This window comes from Variovorax sp. Soil_C_17, assembly GCF_057657265.1.
Genome location: NZ_JBDGIT010000011.1, coordinates 1 through 15,539 on the forward strand (window position 1 = coordinate 1; position 15,539 = coordinate 15,539).

The 15,539-nt window shown below is 67.9% G+C and carries 12 protein-coding genes; 8 read left to right on the plus strand and 4 right to left on the minus strand.

The window, feature by feature from the left end; genetic code table 11:
- Positions 1 to 102: 102 nt before the first annotated feature.
- Both AC3A6Y_RS29950 and AC3A6Y_RS29955 read right to left on the minus strand, forming a co-directional pair.
- Positions 103 to 1,248: a DNA topoisomerase IB gene (locus tag AC3A6Y_RS29950; RefSeq protein ID WP_487871861.1), complete on the minus strand. Its 1,146-nt coding sequence runs from the start codon at positions 1,246 to 1,248 to the stop codon at positions 103 to 105.
- Between the two features lie 231 nt (positions 1,249 to 1,479).
- Complete coding sequence (locus AC3A6Y_RS29955) at positions 1,480 to 2,040, minus strand: putative glycolipid-binding domain-containing protein (protein WP_487871862.1); 561 nt, start codon at positions 2,038 to 2,040, stop codon at positions 1,480 to 1,482.
- Between the two features lie 106 nt (positions 2,041 to 2,146).
- Between AC3A6Y_RS29955 and dinB the strand changes: the two genes are divergently transcribed.
- Positions 2,147 to 3,349 (plus strand): DNA polymerase IV, encoded by a 1,203-nt coding sequence (dinB, locus tag AC3A6Y_RS29960; protein WP_487871971.1) that lies wholly within the window; start codon positions 2,147 to 2,149, stop codon positions 3,347 to 3,349.
- A gap of 71 nt (positions 3,350 to 3,420) precedes the next feature.
- On the opposite strand, the gene AC3A6Y_RS29965 is transcribed toward dinB, so the two are convergent.
- Positions 3,421 to 4,326 carry a LysR family transcriptional regulator gene (locus AC3A6Y_RS29965; RefSeq protein ID WP_487871863.1) on the minus strand — a complete coding sequence of 302 codons (906 nt, stop codon included), beginning with the start codon at positions 4,324 to 4,326 and terminating at the stop codon, positions 3,421 to 3,423.
- Positions 4,327 to 4,367: 41 nt separating this feature from the next.
- On the minus strand, positions 4,368 to 7,298 hold the full coding sequence (gene ppc, locus AC3A6Y_RS29970) for a phosphoenolpyruvate carboxylase (protein WP_487871864.1): 2,931 nt from the start codon (positions 7,296 to 7,298) through the stop codon (positions 4,368 to 4,370).
- A gap of 96 nt (positions 7,299 to 7,394) precedes the next feature.
- Here ppc and hemC point away from each other — a divergent pair, with 96 nt between their 5' ends.
- The 7 genes from hemC (at position 7,395) to AC3A6Y_RS30005 (ending at position 15,531) form a co-directional block, all read left to right on the plus strand.
- Positions 7,395 to 8,300, plus strand: a complete 906-nt coding sequence (gene hemC / locus AC3A6Y_RS29975) for a hydroxymethylbilane synthase (protein WP_487871865.1) — start codon at positions 7,395 to 7,397, stop codon at positions 8,298 to 8,300.
- 5 nt (positions 8,301 to 8,305) lie between these two features.
- Complete coding sequence (locus tag AC3A6Y_RS29980; RefSeq protein ID WP_487871866.1) at positions 8,306 to 9,079, plus strand: uroporphyrinogen-III synthase; 774 nt, start codon at positions 8,306 to 8,308, stop codon at positions 9,077 to 9,079.
- A complete protein-coding gene (locus tag AC3A6Y_RS29985; RefSeq protein ID WP_487871867.1) occupies positions 9,076 to 10,155 on the plus strand; it encodes a uroporphyrinogen-III C-methyltransferase in 1,080 nt (359 codons plus the stop codon). Before AC3A6Y_RS29980 ends, AC3A6Y_RS29985 begins: the two co-directional genes overlap by 4 nt.
- A 16-nt stretch (positions 10,156 to 10,171) precedes the next feature.
- Complete coding sequence (locus AC3A6Y_RS29990; RefSeq protein ID WP_487871868.1) at positions 10,172 to 11,455, plus strand: heme biosynthesis HemY N-terminal domain-containing protein; 1,284 nt, start codon at positions 10,172 to 10,174, stop codon at positions 11,453 to 11,455.
- A gap of 223 nt (positions 11,456 to 11,678) precedes the next feature.
- Positions 11,679 to 12,839, plus strand: coding sequence for a polysaccharide biosynthesis/export family protein (locus tag AC3A6Y_RS29995; protein WP_487871869.1), 1,161 nt, complete (start codon positions 11,679 to 11,681; stop codon positions 12,837 to 12,839).
- Between the two features lie 5 nt (positions 12,840 to 12,844).
- On the plus strand, positions 12,845 to 13,282 hold the full coding sequence (locus tag AC3A6Y_RS30000) for a low molecular weight protein-tyrosine-phosphatase (protein WP_487871972.1): 438 nt from the start codon (positions 12,845 to 12,847) through the stop codon (positions 13,280 to 13,282).
- Positions 13,282 to 15,531 carry a polysaccharide biosynthesis tyrosine autokinase gene (locus AC3A6Y_RS30005; protein WP_487871870.1) on the plus strand — a complete coding sequence of 750 codons (2,250 nt, stop codon included), beginning with the start codon at positions 13,282 to 13,284 and terminating at the stop codon, positions 15,529 to 15,531. Before AC3A6Y_RS30000 ends, AC3A6Y_RS30005 begins: the two co-directional genes overlap by 1 nt.
- Positions 15,532 to 15,539 lie beyond the last annotated feature (8 nt).

Below are 15,539 nucleotides of genomic sequence, written 5' to 3' on the forward strand. Positions count from 1 at the left end.
TGTGAAAGTAGGTCATCGTCAGGCTCTTACAGCCCCAAAAAGCCCAACCAGTCATGGTTGGGCTTTTTGCTTTTTTGTAGTTGTTTTCCGCCGTGCCGCGAGCTATTTGGCGAATACTCGCGAACCTCGCTTATTCGCCGCAATAGCCCTCTGGGCACGCCGTGCCTCGACGCGATGCCGCCGGAGAAAGGCGAGCAATCTCGCCTCTGCTGAGTGAAGCCGGCGCAGACTTGCAGTCGTGGAGGTAAGTTCTTTCCAAATCTCGGTCATTGCACCTGAATCGGCTGCCAGCTTGGCGCCGAGCGCCAGCACCGCCGGATGAATGTAGGCCTTTTTGCAAACCGCCGGCGTATTGCCGAGTTGCTTGGCCACCGTACTGAGGATTTCCTTGGCGCTAAAGCGTGGGGCTGCCGAAACGCCCACCGAATCACTGCTGCAAGCAAGCCGCGTGAGCTCAAGGGCCTGCACCGTTCCGTGCCAGGTTCGGAAATCTTTGGCAGTGAAATTGTCTCCCGCGGCCTCGCGCAGGTAGTCGTTGACGTCGGTTGACGAAACGGTGCGCAGCTCGCCTTCCGAATCTTGATACTGAAACAGCTCCTGACCTGGCAACTGTTGGCACCGCCGAATCACGCGCGCGACTTTCGGATCGTCGATGCGCGCCTCATGCAACACACCGCTCTTACCCCGAAAGCGCAGCTTGAGCGAGGTCCCGCGAACATCCACATGCCGGTTGCGCAAGGTCGTGAGACCGTAGGAGCGATTGCTGCTCGCATACTCTTCGTTGCCCACGCGCAGGAAGGTGACGTCAAGGAGGCGTACGAGCGTCGCCAACACAGTCGCGCGTCCCGGGAGGGCCTCCCTCGCCCCTTTCCGGAGGTCTTGCGCCACACGTGCACGAATCTTCGGCAACGCGCGCCCGAACAGCTCGAGTCGCTCGAATTTGGTTTCGTCCTTCAACAGGCGCCATTCGGCGTGATAGCGATACTGCTTGCGGCCGCGTGCGTCGATTCCGGTTGCCTGCAAATGGCCGTTGGGCAAGGGACAGATCCAGACATCGGTGTATGCCGGTGGGATGGCCAACTGCCTGATGCGGGAAATCTCATCGACGTCGCGCACCCATTGGCCTTTGGCATCCCGGTAGCGAAAGCTGTTGCCATGCCGGGCACGCGTGAGGCCGGGCATTTCGGCATTCACATAGACGAGGCCGTTGGCGAGGGGCAGAGGTCGAGTATTGGCAGCGTCAGCCATGCACTTTGGGCGGATGGATCGCAAGGGTGCATTCTTCGGCGCGCCCCGGGGAGATGGCGGGCAGCCCGCACGGCTGTAGGACGCTGCAAGCGATACGGGTCCGATCCACGCCCTTGGATGACCGATCCACGCCTGCGGCTCGCATCTCGCACACGACACCGTCGCCTTGCGTGGTGAGCAGTAGCTACCGCAGTAAGCCACCTTTCCGGGTTGGGCGCTGAGAGAGGGCCTTCAATCTCCGGGCTGCCAGAGCGTCGGGTAGTGCGTAACGAAGCCCTCCGGTGTCGTCAGCAGTACCCCTTCGTAGTCGAAGCGCGGGGACTGGTACCAATACTCGGTCTCGCTGCGACGCTCGTAGTGCTGCTCCAGCGCGCTCAAGCCTTCGTCGTCGAGGTCGAGCCAGGCCGCCGGCGCCCCGGCGCTCTCGCCGACCTGGAGATTCAGGCGGCGCAGCGGCACCAGATTGGTGGCAGGCGTGAAGCCGAGGTCCAGGTCCGTGCAATGAGCCAAGCCCGGCACCCGCTGGTCATTGAGCAACCATTCGCCATTTGCGCCACGCGCGATCGCAAAGTCCACGGCCAGGCTCCCGATCCAGCCGCGCACACGTCCCCATTTCGCGTGCCATGCCTTGTCGCAATGTACGCGGTAGTCCAGTCGGGCAGGCTGGCCGTTCTCGCCGCGAAAGACGGCGGCCCCGTCGAGCTGCCACCCGTCGCCGTGCTTCTCCAGGCGGCAGGCATCATGGCCGGGCAGGTCGAGCCGGCGCCAGAACATGGTGGCTACGATTTGCATGAACCGGATGATGGCATCGATGCCCCCGCCGCACCAGTGCCCGGCCAGGAGCGTTCAAAATCCGGCCGTGACCACTGCTCCGATCCGCCGCATCGCCCACCTCGACATGGATGCGTTCTACGCCTCGGCGGAATTGCTGCGCTACCCGCAGCTCAAGGGGCTTCCGGTGGTGATCGGAGGTGGCCGCCGAAAGGTGGACGAGGCCATCCGCGCGCTTCCGGAAGGCAGCACCCTCGCCGACATTCCCGTCGAGGCCTTCCCGCTGCTCAAGGACTACGTGGGCCGCGGCGTGATCACCACCGCGACCTATCCGGCGCGCCCGTTCGGTGTCGGCTCCGCGATGGGGCTGATGAAGGCGGCGAAGCTCTGTCCGCAGGCCATCATCCTGCCAGTCGATTTCGACGAGTACCGCCGTTACTCGCGCATGTTCAAGAAGGTGATCACCGAGATCGCACCGGTGATGGAAGACCGCGGCGTCGACGAGGTATACATCGACTTCACCGAGGTGCCCGGCGGTCAGCGCGAGGGCGGGCGCGCGCTGGCGCGGCTGATCCAACGCTCGATTCTCGAGGCCACCGGGCTCACCTGCTCCATCGGCGTCGCGCCGAACAAGTTGCTGGCCAAGATGGCGAGCGAGTTCGAGAAGCCGAACGGGATCTCCGTGATTTACGAGCACGATCTGCAGACGCGCATCTGGCCACTTCCCTGCCGCAAGGTCAACGGCATCGGTCCCAAGGCCGACGAGAAGCTGCAGCGCTTCGGCATCCGCACCATCGGCGAACTCGCGGCCCGCGAGCGCGACTGGCTGATCCAGAACTTCGGCAAGGCCACCGGCGCCTGGATGCACGAGGTGGCATGGGGCCGCGACGAGCGTCCGGTGGTGACCGAGAGCGAGCCGGTGTCGATGAGCCGCGAGACCACCTTCGAGCGCGACTTGCACGCGGTGCGCGACCGCTCCGAGTTGGGCGCCATCTTCACGCACCTGTGCGAGAAGGTTGCGGAGGACCTGCAACGCAAGGGCTATGTGGGCAAAACCATCGGCATCAAGCTTCGCTACGACGACTTCAAGATCGCGACGCGCGACCAGACCATCGCGCAGTTCACCGCGGACGCGAAGACCATCCGCCAGGCAGCCGGACGCTGCCTCAAACGCGTGCCGCTGGAACGGCCGCTGCGCCTGCTGGGCGTGCGCGTCGGGGCGCTGGTAAAGGCGGGCAGCCCGGAGTCCCTGCTGGCGCCGGCGCACGGCGGACCCTCGGGACAATCGCGCGCCGCGACCGAGCTGGCGATGACCGCTTCGCTCTTCTAGACCTGCGGCTCGCCAGCCCTGTGCTTCTCCGTCCAGCTGAGCGGTTGCACCCGGGGCAGTCCTTCATGGCATTAGCGCTTGCCCGAGGGGTATTTCTGCCCAATCCGGGTCTGCAGGAAGTCCAGCAGCGCGCGCAAGGCCGCACTGTTGTGGCGGCGTTGCAGGTAAGCGGCCGAGAGCCACATGTCGTTGCGCACCCAGTCTTTCAGCACCGGCACCAGCTCGCCGTTGTCGATGTGCGCCTGAACCAGCAGTGCCGGCAGGTACAGCACACCGAAACCCATCAGCGCCGCCTCGATGAGCGGCCCGGCCTCGGAGGCGTCCATGCGGCTCTTCACCGGCACGTCCAGCGGCTGGCCGTCGACCTCGAAACGCCATTGCGGATGGGTGCCGAGCCGGGAATGGGTCAGCGCGTCGTGCTGCGCCAGCTCGGCCGGGTGCGACGGCGTGCCGTGCTTCTGCCAATAGCGCGGCGAGGCGCACACCACGAGCGTCAGCTGCGTCAACTTGCGCACGATGAGGTTGTCGTCCTCGATCGGGCCGACGCGCAGCGCGAGATCGATGGCCTCCTCGGCCATGTCGACCTGCCGGTTGCTCAGATGCAGGCTCAGGCTGACCTCGGGGTAGTAGCCCATGAACTGCGCCAGCAGCTTGGGGAGGTCGCCCTGGCCCATGCCGTGCGGCGCCGAGATCCGCAGCCGGCCGCGCGGCTGGCTCGCATGCTCCTGCAACTCGGCCTGGGTGAGCTCCACCATTTCCATCACCGGCTTGCTGCGCTCCAGCAGCAGCGCCCCGGCGTCGGTGAGACTGACGGAGCGGGTCGAGCGGTTGAGCAGGCGCACGCCGAAGCGGCTCTCCAGTTCGGCCACGTACTTGCTCACCGTGGCCTTCGACATATCCAGTCGGCTGGCGGCGCGGGAGAAGCTGCCGTAAGCGGCAACTTCACGGAAAGTGCGGATGAGGTCGAGGCTGTCCATGTCAGTCGCCGATTGTGCGGCGGCCCGGGATTTTCAGCCGATCAGCCCGTGTTCCGCAGCCCCGCGGCCACGCCGTTGATCGACATGTGGATGCCGCGCTGCAGGCGCTCGTCGTCCTGCTGGCCGGCGCGCCAGCGGCGCATCAGCTCGACCTGCAGATGGTGCAGGGGATCGATGTAGGGGAAGCGGTGGCGGATCGAGCGCTGCATCTCGACGTTGCCTTCCAGCCGCTGCTTCGCGCCGGTGATCAGCGCCAGCGCGTCGGAGGTGCGGTGCCATTCGGCATCGATCATCGAGAACACCTTCTGGCGCAGCTTGCGCTCCTCGACCAGCTCGGCATAGCGCGAGGCCAGGGCGAGGTCGCTCTTGGCCAGCACCATGTCCATGTTCGACAGCAGGGTGCTGAAGAAGGGCCATTGCGCATACATGCGCTGCAGCAGGGCCTGCCGCTCCTTGCGCGCCGAGGCGCCGCCGGCGGCAGCGAGGAACTGCTCGATCGCCGAGCCGAAGCCGTACCAGCCCGGCAGCGTGAGCCGGCACTGGCCCCAGCTGAAGCTCCAGGGCACGGCGCGCAGGTCCTCGATGCGGCGGCTGGGATTTCGCGAGGCCGGCCGCGAGCCGATGTTGAGCTCGGCGATCTCGCGGATCGGCGTGGCGCTGAAGAAGTAATCGCCGAAGCCCGGTGTGTCGTAGACCAGTGCGCGGTAAGCCGCCATGCTGGCCGCCGACAGCTCGGCGGCGGCGGCCATGAAGCTCGAAGGCGCGGGCTTGGCCGATGGCAGCAGCGTGGCCTCCAGCGTAGCGGCGACCAGCGTCTCGAGGTTGCGCCGGCCGATCTCGCGGTTGGCGTACTTGGAGCCGATGACCTCGCCCTGCTCGGTCAGGCGGATCTGGCCGCGCACCGTGCCGGGCGGCTGGGCCAGGATGGCTTGGTAGCTCGGACCGCCTCCGCGCCCCACCGTGCCGCCGCGCCCGTGAAACATGCGCAAGCGGATGGAGGTCCCTGATTTCTTGTTCAGCTCGTCGAAGAGGGCCACCAGCGCGGTGCCCGCCCGGTAGAGCTCCCAGTTGCTGGTGAAGATGCCGCCGTCCTTGTTGCTGTCGCTGTAGCCCAGCATCACATCCTGCTCGGCGCCCGAGCGCTGAATCAGAGCTTGGATGCCGGGCAGGGCGTAGAAGGCGCGCACGATGGGCGCGGCATTGCGCAGGTCTTCGATGGTTTCGAACAGCGGCACGACGATGAGATCGCAGGTGGCGTTGCCGTGCGCAGCGCCGGGCCGCCCCGAGCCGGCGCGCGCCCCGTCGCCGGGCAACGAGGACACTCCGGTGCCGAGCATCGGGGCGCCGTTGTTCAAAGTGCCACGCAGCAGGCCCACTTCCTTCTGCAGCAGCAGCGCCTCCAGCAGGTCGCTCACCGTCTCGGTGTGGCTGATGATGTAGTGGCGGATCGCCGCCGCGCCGTAGCGCGCGCGGGCGGTACGCGCGGCCGCGAAGATCGCGAGCTCGCTCTGCGCCAGCGGCGAATAGTCGGCGTCGGGCACGCGCAGGGGGCGAGCGTCGTCGAGCAGGCGCAGCAGCAGCGTCTGCTTGGCTTCCTCGGCCAGTGCCGCGTAGTCGGGCTCGATGCGCGCGGTCGCCAGCAGCTCGGCCACCACCGCCTCGTGCTTGTCCGAGCTCTGGCGCAGATCCACCGTCGCGAGATGGAATCCGAACACCTCGACCGCGCGGATCAGCGGAGCGAGCCGCTGCGCGACCATCGCGACGCCATGCTTGTCGAGGAGCGATTCCTGGATCACGCGCAGGTCGGCCAGGAATTCCTCCGCGTGGTGGTACGGGTTCTGGGGCGCGACCGCATGGCGCGCCGCCTCGCCGCCCGTGAGCTCGCGCAGCGTGGCCGCCAGGCGCGCATAGATGCCGGTGAGGGCGCGGCGGTAGGGCTCGTCCTGGCGGTGCTCGCTGTGGTCGGGCGAGCGCTCCGCCAGCGCCTGCATCTCCACCGACACATCGACCAGGGTGGCCGACAGCGACAGCTCGCCGCCGAGGAAGTGCACCTCCGTCAGGTAATAGCGCAGCGCGAGCTCCGCCTGGCGGCGCATTGCGTACTCGAGACTTTCGGCGCTGACGTTGGGGTTGCCGTCGCGATCGCCGCCGATCCACTGGCCCATGCGCAGGAAGGGCGCGATCTCCCGCTGTCCCAGCGCCTTTTCGAGGTCGGCGTAGACCCGCGGGATCTCGCGCAGGAAGGTGGCCTCGTAGTAGCTCAGCGCGTTCTCGATCTCGTCGGCCACGGTGAGCTTGGAGAAGCGCAGCAAGCGCGTCTGCCAGAGCTGGATCACGCGCGAGCGCATGCGGCTCTCGTTGTCGGCCAGCGCAACGGGCGTCAGCGCGTCCTTGGCGCCGGCGAAGGCGCGCTGGCGCAGCTTGATGTCGTCGCGCTCGGTGAGCAGCTGTGCGATGGCGCGCTCGGCATCCAGGATGCTCTTGCGCTGCACCTCGGTCGGGTGGGCGGTGAGCACCGGCGACACGTAGCTGTGCGCCAGCGACTCCACCACCGCCGCCGGCGCGATGCCGGCCTTGCGGATGCGTGCCAGCGCCAACTCGAGGCTGCCCGGGGCGGCGTTTTCGCCGGCGCGTTCGGCCTCGGTGCGGCGGCGGATCAGATGGCGGTCTTCGGCCAGGTTCGCCAAATGGCTGAAGTACGTGAAGGCGCGTATCACACGCACCGTCTCGGCCGCACTCAGGCCCTTGAGGAGGTTCTTGAGCGCGCGGTCTGCCGCATGGTCCGCATCGCGCCGGAAGGAGACCGACAGCGTGCGGATCTTCTCCACCAGCGCAAAGGCTTCCTCGCCCTCCTGCTCGCGGATCACATCGCCGAGGATGCGGCCGAGCAGGCGGATGTCGTCGATCAGCGGCTGCTCTTCGCTGCTGTCGCGGCGCCTGGATGCCGAAGCGGGGGCGGGGCTGCTTTTCATTGGAATATCTCCTCGTTCGGCCTGGTCTGCGCGGTCGTTGCTGCGTTGCAACAATGCTAGCATCTCCCCGATCCCCCACAGCAACGGAAACGGCCCTTGAGCAACATCGTGATCGCCACGCGCGAAAGCCGCCTGGCCCTCTGGCAGGCGGAGCACGTGCAGTCTTTGCTCCGGCAGCAAGGCCATACGGCCGACCTGCTCGGCATGACCACGCGGGGCGACCAGATCCTCGACCGCTCGCTCTCCAAGGTCGGCGGCAAGGGCCTGTTCGTGAAGGAACTCGAGCTTGCACTCGAGGAGGGCCGTGCCGACATCGCGGTGCATTCGCTCAAGGACGTGCCCATGGACCTGCCCGCCGGTTTCGCGCTGGCCTGCGTGCTGGAGCGCGAGGACCCGCGCGATGCGCTGGTGTCGCCGCGCCACGGTTCGCTCGCCGCCCTGCCGCAGGGCGCGGTCGTCGGCACCTCCAGCCTGCGCCGCGTGGTGCTGCTGCGCGCGCTGCGGCCCGATCTGCGCATCGAGCCTTTGCGCGGCAACCTCGATACCCGGCTGCGCAAGCTCGACGAGGGGCAGTACGACGCCATCGTGCTGGCGGCTGCCGGGCTCAAGCGCCTGGGCCTGGAACATCGCATCCGCGCCGTCTTCGAACCCGAGGCCATGCTGCCGGCCGCAGGACAGGGCGCGCTCGGCATCGAGGTGCGCGCCGACCGCAGCGACCTGATCGCCTTGCTGGCGCCGCTCGCGAGCCCCCGCGATCAGCTCGCCACCGCGGCCGAGCGCGCCGTGAGCCGGGCCATGGGTGGCAGCTGCTCGATGCCGCTCGCAGCCCACGCGCGCTGGGGGGCCGGCGACGAACTGCGCATCGATGCGGCCTGGGGCGATCCCGAAGGCGCGGCGCAGCTGGTCCGCGTCAACGCGCAAGCCGCGGTTGCCGATGCCGTGCAGGCCGCCGCGCTCGGCGACCACGCCGCCCGCCTCCTGCGCGAGGCCGGCGCGCACTGAATGAGATGCCGGCGCCCCGAGTGATCGTCACGCGCCCGACGCGCGAGGCGGCGCGCTGGGTGGAGGCGCTGCGCGCTGCCGGACTGGACGCACAAGCCTTGCCCCTGATTGCGATCGAGCCGGTTGCCGACGGCAAGGAGCTCCAGGCAGCACGCCAGCGCCTCGGCGACTACGCCGCGCTGATGTTCGTGAGCGCCGCAGCCGCCGAACACTTCTTCGACGATGCCCGCGCCCTTGCTGACGGCCTGCGTCCGCGCTGCTGGGCCACCGGCCCCGGCACCCTGCGCGCATTGCGACAGGCCGGGGTGCCGGCCTCCGCGATCGATGCGCCGGCCGAGGACGCGGAACAGTTCGATTCCGAGGCGCTGTGGGCCCGTGTGCATTCGCAGGTGCATGCCGGCGTTCGCGTGCTGATCGTGCGCGGCGGCGATGCGTCGGGACGGCCGGCCGGACGCGCCTGGCTGGCGCGCGAGATCGCCGCAGCCGGTGGCATTTGCGACACTGTGGTCGCCTATCGGCGGTTGCCCGCGCCGCTCGACCACGCCGCGCGCACATTGGCCGCAGAAGGCGCACGCGGCGAGGCCGTCTGGCTCTTCAGCAGCGCCGAAGCCATCGCCCATCTGCGCGCCGCGCTGCCCGCCACCGCGTGGACCTCGGCGCGTGCGATCGCCACCCACCCCCGCATCGCGCAAGCCGCGCGGGACGCGGGTTTCGGGGCGGTGCGGGTCTCTTCCCCGGCGCTGGCGGCGCTGATCGCGTCGATAGAATCCTTCGCATGAGCGACGCGTCCGTGTTGAACGAATCCCTGCAGGAACCGGCAGCGGCGCGCGCGCACGTGCCGGCGCCGCTGCAGGCGGCGCCGGTCCACGCCAACACGCTGTCGAAGGTCTTGCTCGGGCTCCTCGCAGGCGCCGCGATGCTGGCGCTGGTGGCGGTGCTGGTCCTCTGGCAGAAGGTCAGCGGTATGCAGGAGCAGCTGGCGCGGCAGAGTGCCGACGCGATGGCCCAATCCATGGAGGCCCGCACCCTGGCGCGCCAGGCGCAGGAGACGGTGCGAGACACGGCGGCGCGCCTGGCCCTCAACGAGACCCGGGTGGCGGAGGTGGCGTTGCAGCGCTCGCAGCTCGAGGAACTGATGCAGAGCCTCTCGCGATCGCGCGACGAGAACCTCGTGGTCGACATCGAGGCCGCGGTGCGCCTCGCGTTGCAGCAGGCGGAGGTCACGGGCAACGTCCAGCCGCTGCTGGCCGCGCTCAAGGCCGGCGACCAGCGCATCGCGCGCGCCGCCCAGCCGCGGCTGGCGCCCCTGCAGCGTTCGATTCAGCGCGATGCCGAGCGCCTGCAGGCCAGCGCCAGTGCCGAGAGCGGCGAGACCCTTCGCAAGCTCGACGACCTCGTGCGCATGGTGGACGAGCTGCCGCCGCTCAATGCGGTGGCCACGCGCGGTGGCGGCCTCAACCCCTGGCAGGCGGAGCCGGTGCCGGCCGACGCGCCCTGGTGGCAGCGTGCGCTGCTGATGGTGCGCAACGAGGCGCGTTCGCTGCTGCGCGTGGGCCGCATCGACCGCCCCGAGGCCGTGCTGCTGTCGCCGGACCAGACCTTCTTCCTGCGCGAGAACCTGAAGCTCCAACTGCTCAATGCGCGCCTGGCCCTGCTGTCCCGGCAGTTCGACACGGCGCGCAACGAGCTGGCTGCTGTGTCGGCCTCCCTCAATCGCTACTTCGACCCCGCCTCGCGACGCGTCCAGTCGGCGGCGACGCTGCTGCAGCAACTGCAGGCGCAAATCAAGACCAGCGAGACGCCGCGCATCGACGACACGCTGGCCGCGCTCGCGACGGCCGCGGCCGGACGCTAGGGGGCCAGGGCAGGGTATGCGCGCAGCACTCTGGTTCCTGGCCCTGTTCGGCATCGCCGCGGCGGTGGCGCTGTTCGCCGGCAACAACCAGGGCACCATCACCGTCTTCTGGCCGCCATGGCGGGTCGACCTCTCGCTCAATCTCACGCTGCTGATCCTGCTGCTGGCTTTCGGCCTCCTGCATGTGGCCTTGCGCGCCTTGTCGGCGCTGTTTTCTCTGCCGCGGCAGGCGCGGCAATGGCGCCTGCAGCAAAAGGAGCGGTCACTGCACGCAGCCCTGCTCGACGCCCTGGCGCAATTGCTGGCCGGGCGCTTCTCGCGCTCGCGCAAGGCGGCGCAGGCCGCCCTCGCGCAGGAGCGGACCCTGGCCGCCCTGGATGCAAACTTGCCGCAGGCACAGCAGATCCGCGTGCTGTCGCACCTGCTCGCCGCCGAAAGCGCCCAGGCCCTGCAGGACCGGCCCGCGCGCGATGCGCACCTGCAGCAGGCGCTCAACGAGAGCGCCGAGCGCGGCATGCTCGTCAGCCCCGAGACGCGCGAAGGCGTGCAACTGCGCGCGGCCCGGTGGGCGCTCGACGATCGCGATGCGCCTGCCGCCCTGGCGCGGCTGGAGGAACTGCCGCAGGGTGCCCAGCGCCGCACGCTGGCCTTGCGCCTGCGGCTCAAGGCAGCGCGCCAGGACCGGCGCACCCTGGAAGCGCTCGAGACCGCTCGCCTGCTGGCCAAGCATCGCGCCTTCTCCGATGCTGCCGCGCAGAGCATCGTGCGTGGGCTGGCGGCCGAACTGCTCTCGGGCGCGCACGACCCTAACCAATTGCTGAGGGCCTGGGGCGAGCTCGAGCCCGCCGAGCGCGAGATGCCCGAGGTCGCCATCCAGGCGGCGCAGCGCATGGTGGCGCTGCGGGGCGACCTCACGCTGGCGCGAGCCTGGCTCCTGCCAGTCTGGGAGCGCATGGTTGCGCAGCCCCGCAGCCTGGGCGAATCCCTGCGCGTGAAGCTGGTGCGAGCGCTCGAGGCCGGGCTCGATTCGGTCGATGCCGACTGGCTGGCCCGCATCGAATCCGCGCAGCGCAACGATCCCCGCGACGCCAATCTGCAGTACCTCGCCGGCATGGCCTGCATGAAGCGCCAGCTCTGGGGCAAGGCGCAACAACTGCTCACGCATGCCGGCCTCGGGTTACAAGATCCGGTCTTGCACCGCCGCGCCTGGCAGGCGCTCGCACTTCTGGCGGAAGCTCGCGACGACGCCGACCAGGCTTCCGCCGCCTGGAAGCGCGCCGCGCAGATCGAGACCTCCTGAGGGGCCTACATCGCCCTGGCAACCGCTATCTTTTTGATAGCTGAAGGCCCAATTCCCGCCTGAAATGCAACATGTAGGAGCTTGCTTACCCCATCCGCGCCCACACCCGTTTACTCTGCCTAACGCTCTAAGCCAAGAAACAATTTGAGCGGAGCGCTTTGCTGATGTACAGTCGTAACTGTTTGCAAAAGTATTCATTCAGGGTCATGACGCGGAGTCGGGTTTGAAACGTTTTCTATTACATGCCATTTTGTTTGCCTCGGCGGGGCTGCTGTTACAGGCCTGCGCGCCCTTGGCGCCGGGCTTTCGCTCGGCGGGCAACGATGCCGACCAGGCTGTCTCGCCATCGGGCTTTTCCACGGCGGACATCGATCCGCCGCCGCCCGGCGCGATCACCGAGATCACGCCCCAGCTGATCCGCGCCCAGCGTGCCGCCGTCGGCAACAACGTACCGCCCGAGGTGCGTGCGCTGGTGGGCGAGGCGCCGGTCTACAAGATCGGTCCGGGCGACGTGGTGAGCGTGGTGGTCTACGACCATCCGGAAATCGTGTTCAGCGGCATCCCGGCGACCACCGTGGCCGACCAGGCGAGCGTGTCGCCGGCGCCGGGCTTCATCGTGTCCAACACCGGCTTCATGAGCTTCCCCTACGTGGGCCAGCTCAAGGCCGAGGGCATGACGGTTCAAGAGCTCGAAGAAACGCTGATCAGGCGGCTGTCCCGCGTCTTCAAGAACCCGCAGCTGAGCGTGCGCGTCAACGCATTCCGCAGCAAGCGCACCTACGTCGAAGGCGAGGTGCGCCAACCTGGCCTGCAGATCTTCACCGACATTCCGATGACCCTGGCCGAGGCGATCAATCGCGCCGGCGGGTTCTCGGCCAACGGGGACCGCTCCGCCGTGAACCTGACGCGCGATGGCAAGACCTTCTCGCTCGACCTGATGTCCATGGCCGAGGCTGGCATCGATCCCACCCGCATCCCGCTGCGCTCGGGCGACCTGGTCCTGGTGCGCAGCCGCGACGAGCGCAAGGTCACGGTGATGGGCGAAGTGAACCTGCAGACGGGCGTGATGATGCGTAACGGCCGCCTGTCCCTGAACGATGCGCTGACCGAGGTGGGCGGCGTCAACCTGGGCACCGCCAATCCGCGCCAGATCTACGTGATCCGCAACGAGACCAACGGCTTGTCGATCTTCCACCTGGATGCCCGCACGCCGACGGCGATTGCGATGGCGGACGGCTTCGCGCTCAGGCCCAAGGACGTGGTCTACGTCGACCCGGTGCCGCTGGTGCAGTGGAACCGCGTGTTGAGTTTGATCCTCCCCACCGCCACCACCGCGACCTCCTATCGCGACCTGGGTTCGCGCAGCACCGGGAGCGGCAAATAGTGGCCATCCAGAACGTTCTTGTCGTTTGCGTCGGCAACATCTGCCGTAGCCCAATGGCCGAAGCGCTGATGGCGGCCGACCTGCCCGGCGTGCAGGTCGCGTCTGCCGGCTTGCAGGCGCTGGTCGGCCATCCGGCAGACCCTACCGCCTGCGAGCTGCTGGAAGAGCGCGGCATCGACATCGCAGAGCATCGGGCGCAGCAGCTCGATCTCGACCTGTGCCAGAGCGCCGACCTGATCCTGGTGATGGACCGCGAGCAACGGCGCGCGGTGCAGGAGCGCTATCTTTTCGCCGCCGGCAAGGTATTTCGCCTCTGCGAGTTCAGCGACGAGGACGTTCCCGATCCCTACCGCGCTGATCGCGACGCCTTCGAGCACTCGCTCCGGCTCATCGAAGGCGGCGCCAGGCAGTGGGCTCAACGCATTTCAAGAGTATCCAGTTGATGACTTCCTCAATCATTACCAAAACGAATCCCTCCCCGGCAAGCGCGGCGGACGAGGAAGACCTCGACCTCGGGCGTTACGTCGACGTCCTGGTCTCGAACAAGTGGCTGATCGCGGCGATCACGCTCGTCGTGTTCCTGATCGGCGCGACCTACGCCTTCCTGGAGCGTCCGGTCTACGAGTCCAACATGGTGATCCAGGTCGAGGACGTCGAACCCGGCGGCAAGGGCATCCTGGCCGAGGCAGGCGGCCTGGTGGACGTCAAGACGCCGGCAACCGCCGAGATCGAGATCATCCGTTCGCGCATGATCGCGGGCCAGGCGGTGGAGGCGACCAAGCTCTACATCGTCGCCGCGCCGCGTTACGTGCCCTACATCGGCGGGTGGCTGGCACGGCGCGCCAATGGCCTGTCGGATCCCGGCTTCCTCTGGCTGAACGGCTATGTGTCGGGCACGGAACGAATCCTGGTGTCGCAGTTCGACGTGCCGACCACGATGGAAGGCGGCCTGTTCACCGTGACCGCCGCGGGAAACAACCAGTACACGCTCGACTATCCGGGCATGCAGCAAATCAAGGGCACGGTCGGCGCGCCGCTCAAGGCCGACACGCCCGAGGGCCCGATCTCCCTGCAGATCGACGTCCTGGCCGGCAAGCCGGGGGCGCTGTTCAACCTGTACCGCTACGCGAAGCTGCCGACCACCATCGGGCTGCAGTCCAGCCTCAACCTCAGTGAGCGCGGCAAGAACTCCGGCATCGTCAACGTGATGCTGCAGGACACCGACCCCTTCAAGCTGACGCGGGTGCTCAATGCGGTGGGCGACCAGTACGTCAGGCAGAACATCGAGCGCAAGGCCGCGGAGGCGCAGAAGACCCTGGCCTTCCTGGACGTTCAGCTGCCTCTTTTCAAGAAGCAGCTGGAGGCTTCGGAAGAGGTCTACAACCGCTATCGCAACCAGAAGGGCACCGTGGCCTTCAGCGAGGAAGCCGCGCTGATCCTCGGCCAGTCGGTCGACCGGCAGACCAAGCTGCTGGACGCCCAGCAGCGCCGGCGCGAGCTCGAATCACGCTTCACCTCCGCGCACCCGGCGGTGCAAACCCTGGACAGCCAGATCTCGGCACTGAAGTCCGACATGGGCAGTATCCAGGAGCGCATCAAGGGCCTGCCTGCCATTCAGCAGGAGGCGGTGCGCATGGAGCGCGACGTCAAGGTGAACACGGAGCTCTACCAGTCGCTGCTCAACAACGCCCTGCAACTGCGCCTGGTAAAGGAAGGCAAGATCGGCAACGTCCGCGTCCTCGACGAGGCGGTGGTGCCCAGCCAGCCGGTCAAGCCGAACCGCAAGGTGATCATGGCCGCTGCGCTGGCGCTGGGCCTGTTCCTCGGCATCGTCGCGGCCTTCATCCGCAGCTCCTTCGTCGAGCAGCGCCTGCGCGATCCGCACGAGGTCGAGGCCGACACCGGCCTGCCGGTCTTCTCGACCATTCCGCTGAGCCCCTCGCAGTCCGCCATCGCCAAGCGCCGTCTCAGCGGTGCCACCGGCGTTCGCCTGCTGGCGATCGAGAACCCCGACGATCCGGCTGTGGAAAGCCTGCGCAGCCTGCGCACGGCGATGCAGTTCGCGATGCTGGAGTCGCCCAACAACCGGGTGCTGATCAGCGGGCCCACGCCGGGCGTCGGCAAGAGCTTCGTGACGGCGAACTTCGCCGCCCTGATGGCCGCCGCCGGCAAGCGGACGCTGCTGATCGACGCCGATCTGCGCCGCGGCCACACGCACCAGTACTTCGGCCTGCAGCGCCACGGCGGCCTGTCGGAGCTGATCGCGGGCAGCCTGACGGTGCAACAGACCGTGCATCGCCAGGTGGTTCCCAACCTCGACTTCCTCGCCACCGGCCAGCTGCCGCCGAACCCCGCGGAACTGCTGGTGTCGGACTCGTTCAAGACCACGCTGGAGCGCCTGTCCGAGCAGTACGACCTGGTCGTCATCGACACACCGCCGGTGCTGGTGGCGGCCGACACCTCCACCGTGGCGGTCCATGCGGGCACGGTGCTGCTGGTGGCGCGGGCCGACCAGTCCACCATGGGCGAGCTGAAGGAGAGCACGCGCCGGCTCGCCATGGGCGGCAAGGCCGCGACGGGTGTGCTGCTCAACGCGATGGACCTCGGGCGCCGCACTTTCGCGCCTTACAAGTACGGGCGCTATCGCTACACCAGTTACAACTACGAGAGCATCCTGCCCGAAGAGCAGTGAAGCAAAAA

Bases quoted from the DNA above. Each gene is read 5' to 3' on its own strand.
- AC3A6Y_RS29950 (WP_487871861.1), bottom strand. From the start codon at position 1,248: ATGGCTGACGCTGCCAATACTCGACCTCTGCCCCTCGCCAACGGCCTC.
- AC3A6Y_RS29955 (WP_487871862.1), bottom strand. From the start codon at position 2,040: ATGCAAATCGTAGCCACCATGTTCTGGCGCCGGCTCGACCTGCCCGGC.
- dinB (WP_487871971.1), top strand. From the start codon at position 2,147: ATGGATGCGTTCTACGCCTCGGCGGAATTGCTGCGCTACCCGCAGCTC.
- AC3A6Y_RS29965 (WP_487871863.1), bottom strand. From the start codon at position 4,326: ATGGACAGCCTCGACCTCATCCGCACTTTCCGTGAAGTTGCCGCTTAC.
- ppc (WP_487871864.1), bottom strand. From the start codon at position 7,298: ATGAAAAGCAGCCCCGCCCCCGCTTCGGCATCCAGGCGCCGCGACAGC.
- AC3A6Y_RS29980 (WP_487871866.1), top strand. From the start codon at position 8,306: ATGCCGGCGCCCCGAGTGATCGTCACGCGCCCGACGCGCGAGGCGGCG.
- AC3A6Y_RS29985 (WP_487871867.1), top strand. From the start codon at position 9,076: ATGAGCGACGCGTCCGTGTTGAACGAATCCCTGCAGGAACCGGCAGCG.
- AC3A6Y_RS29990 (WP_487871868.1), top strand. From the start codon at position 10,172: ATGCGCGCAGCACTCTGGTTCCTGGCCCTGTTCGGCATCGCCGCGGCG.
- AC3A6Y_RS30005 (WP_487871870.1), top strand. From the start codon at position 13,282: ATGACTTCCTCAATCATTACCAAAACGAATCCCTCCCCGGCAAGCGCG.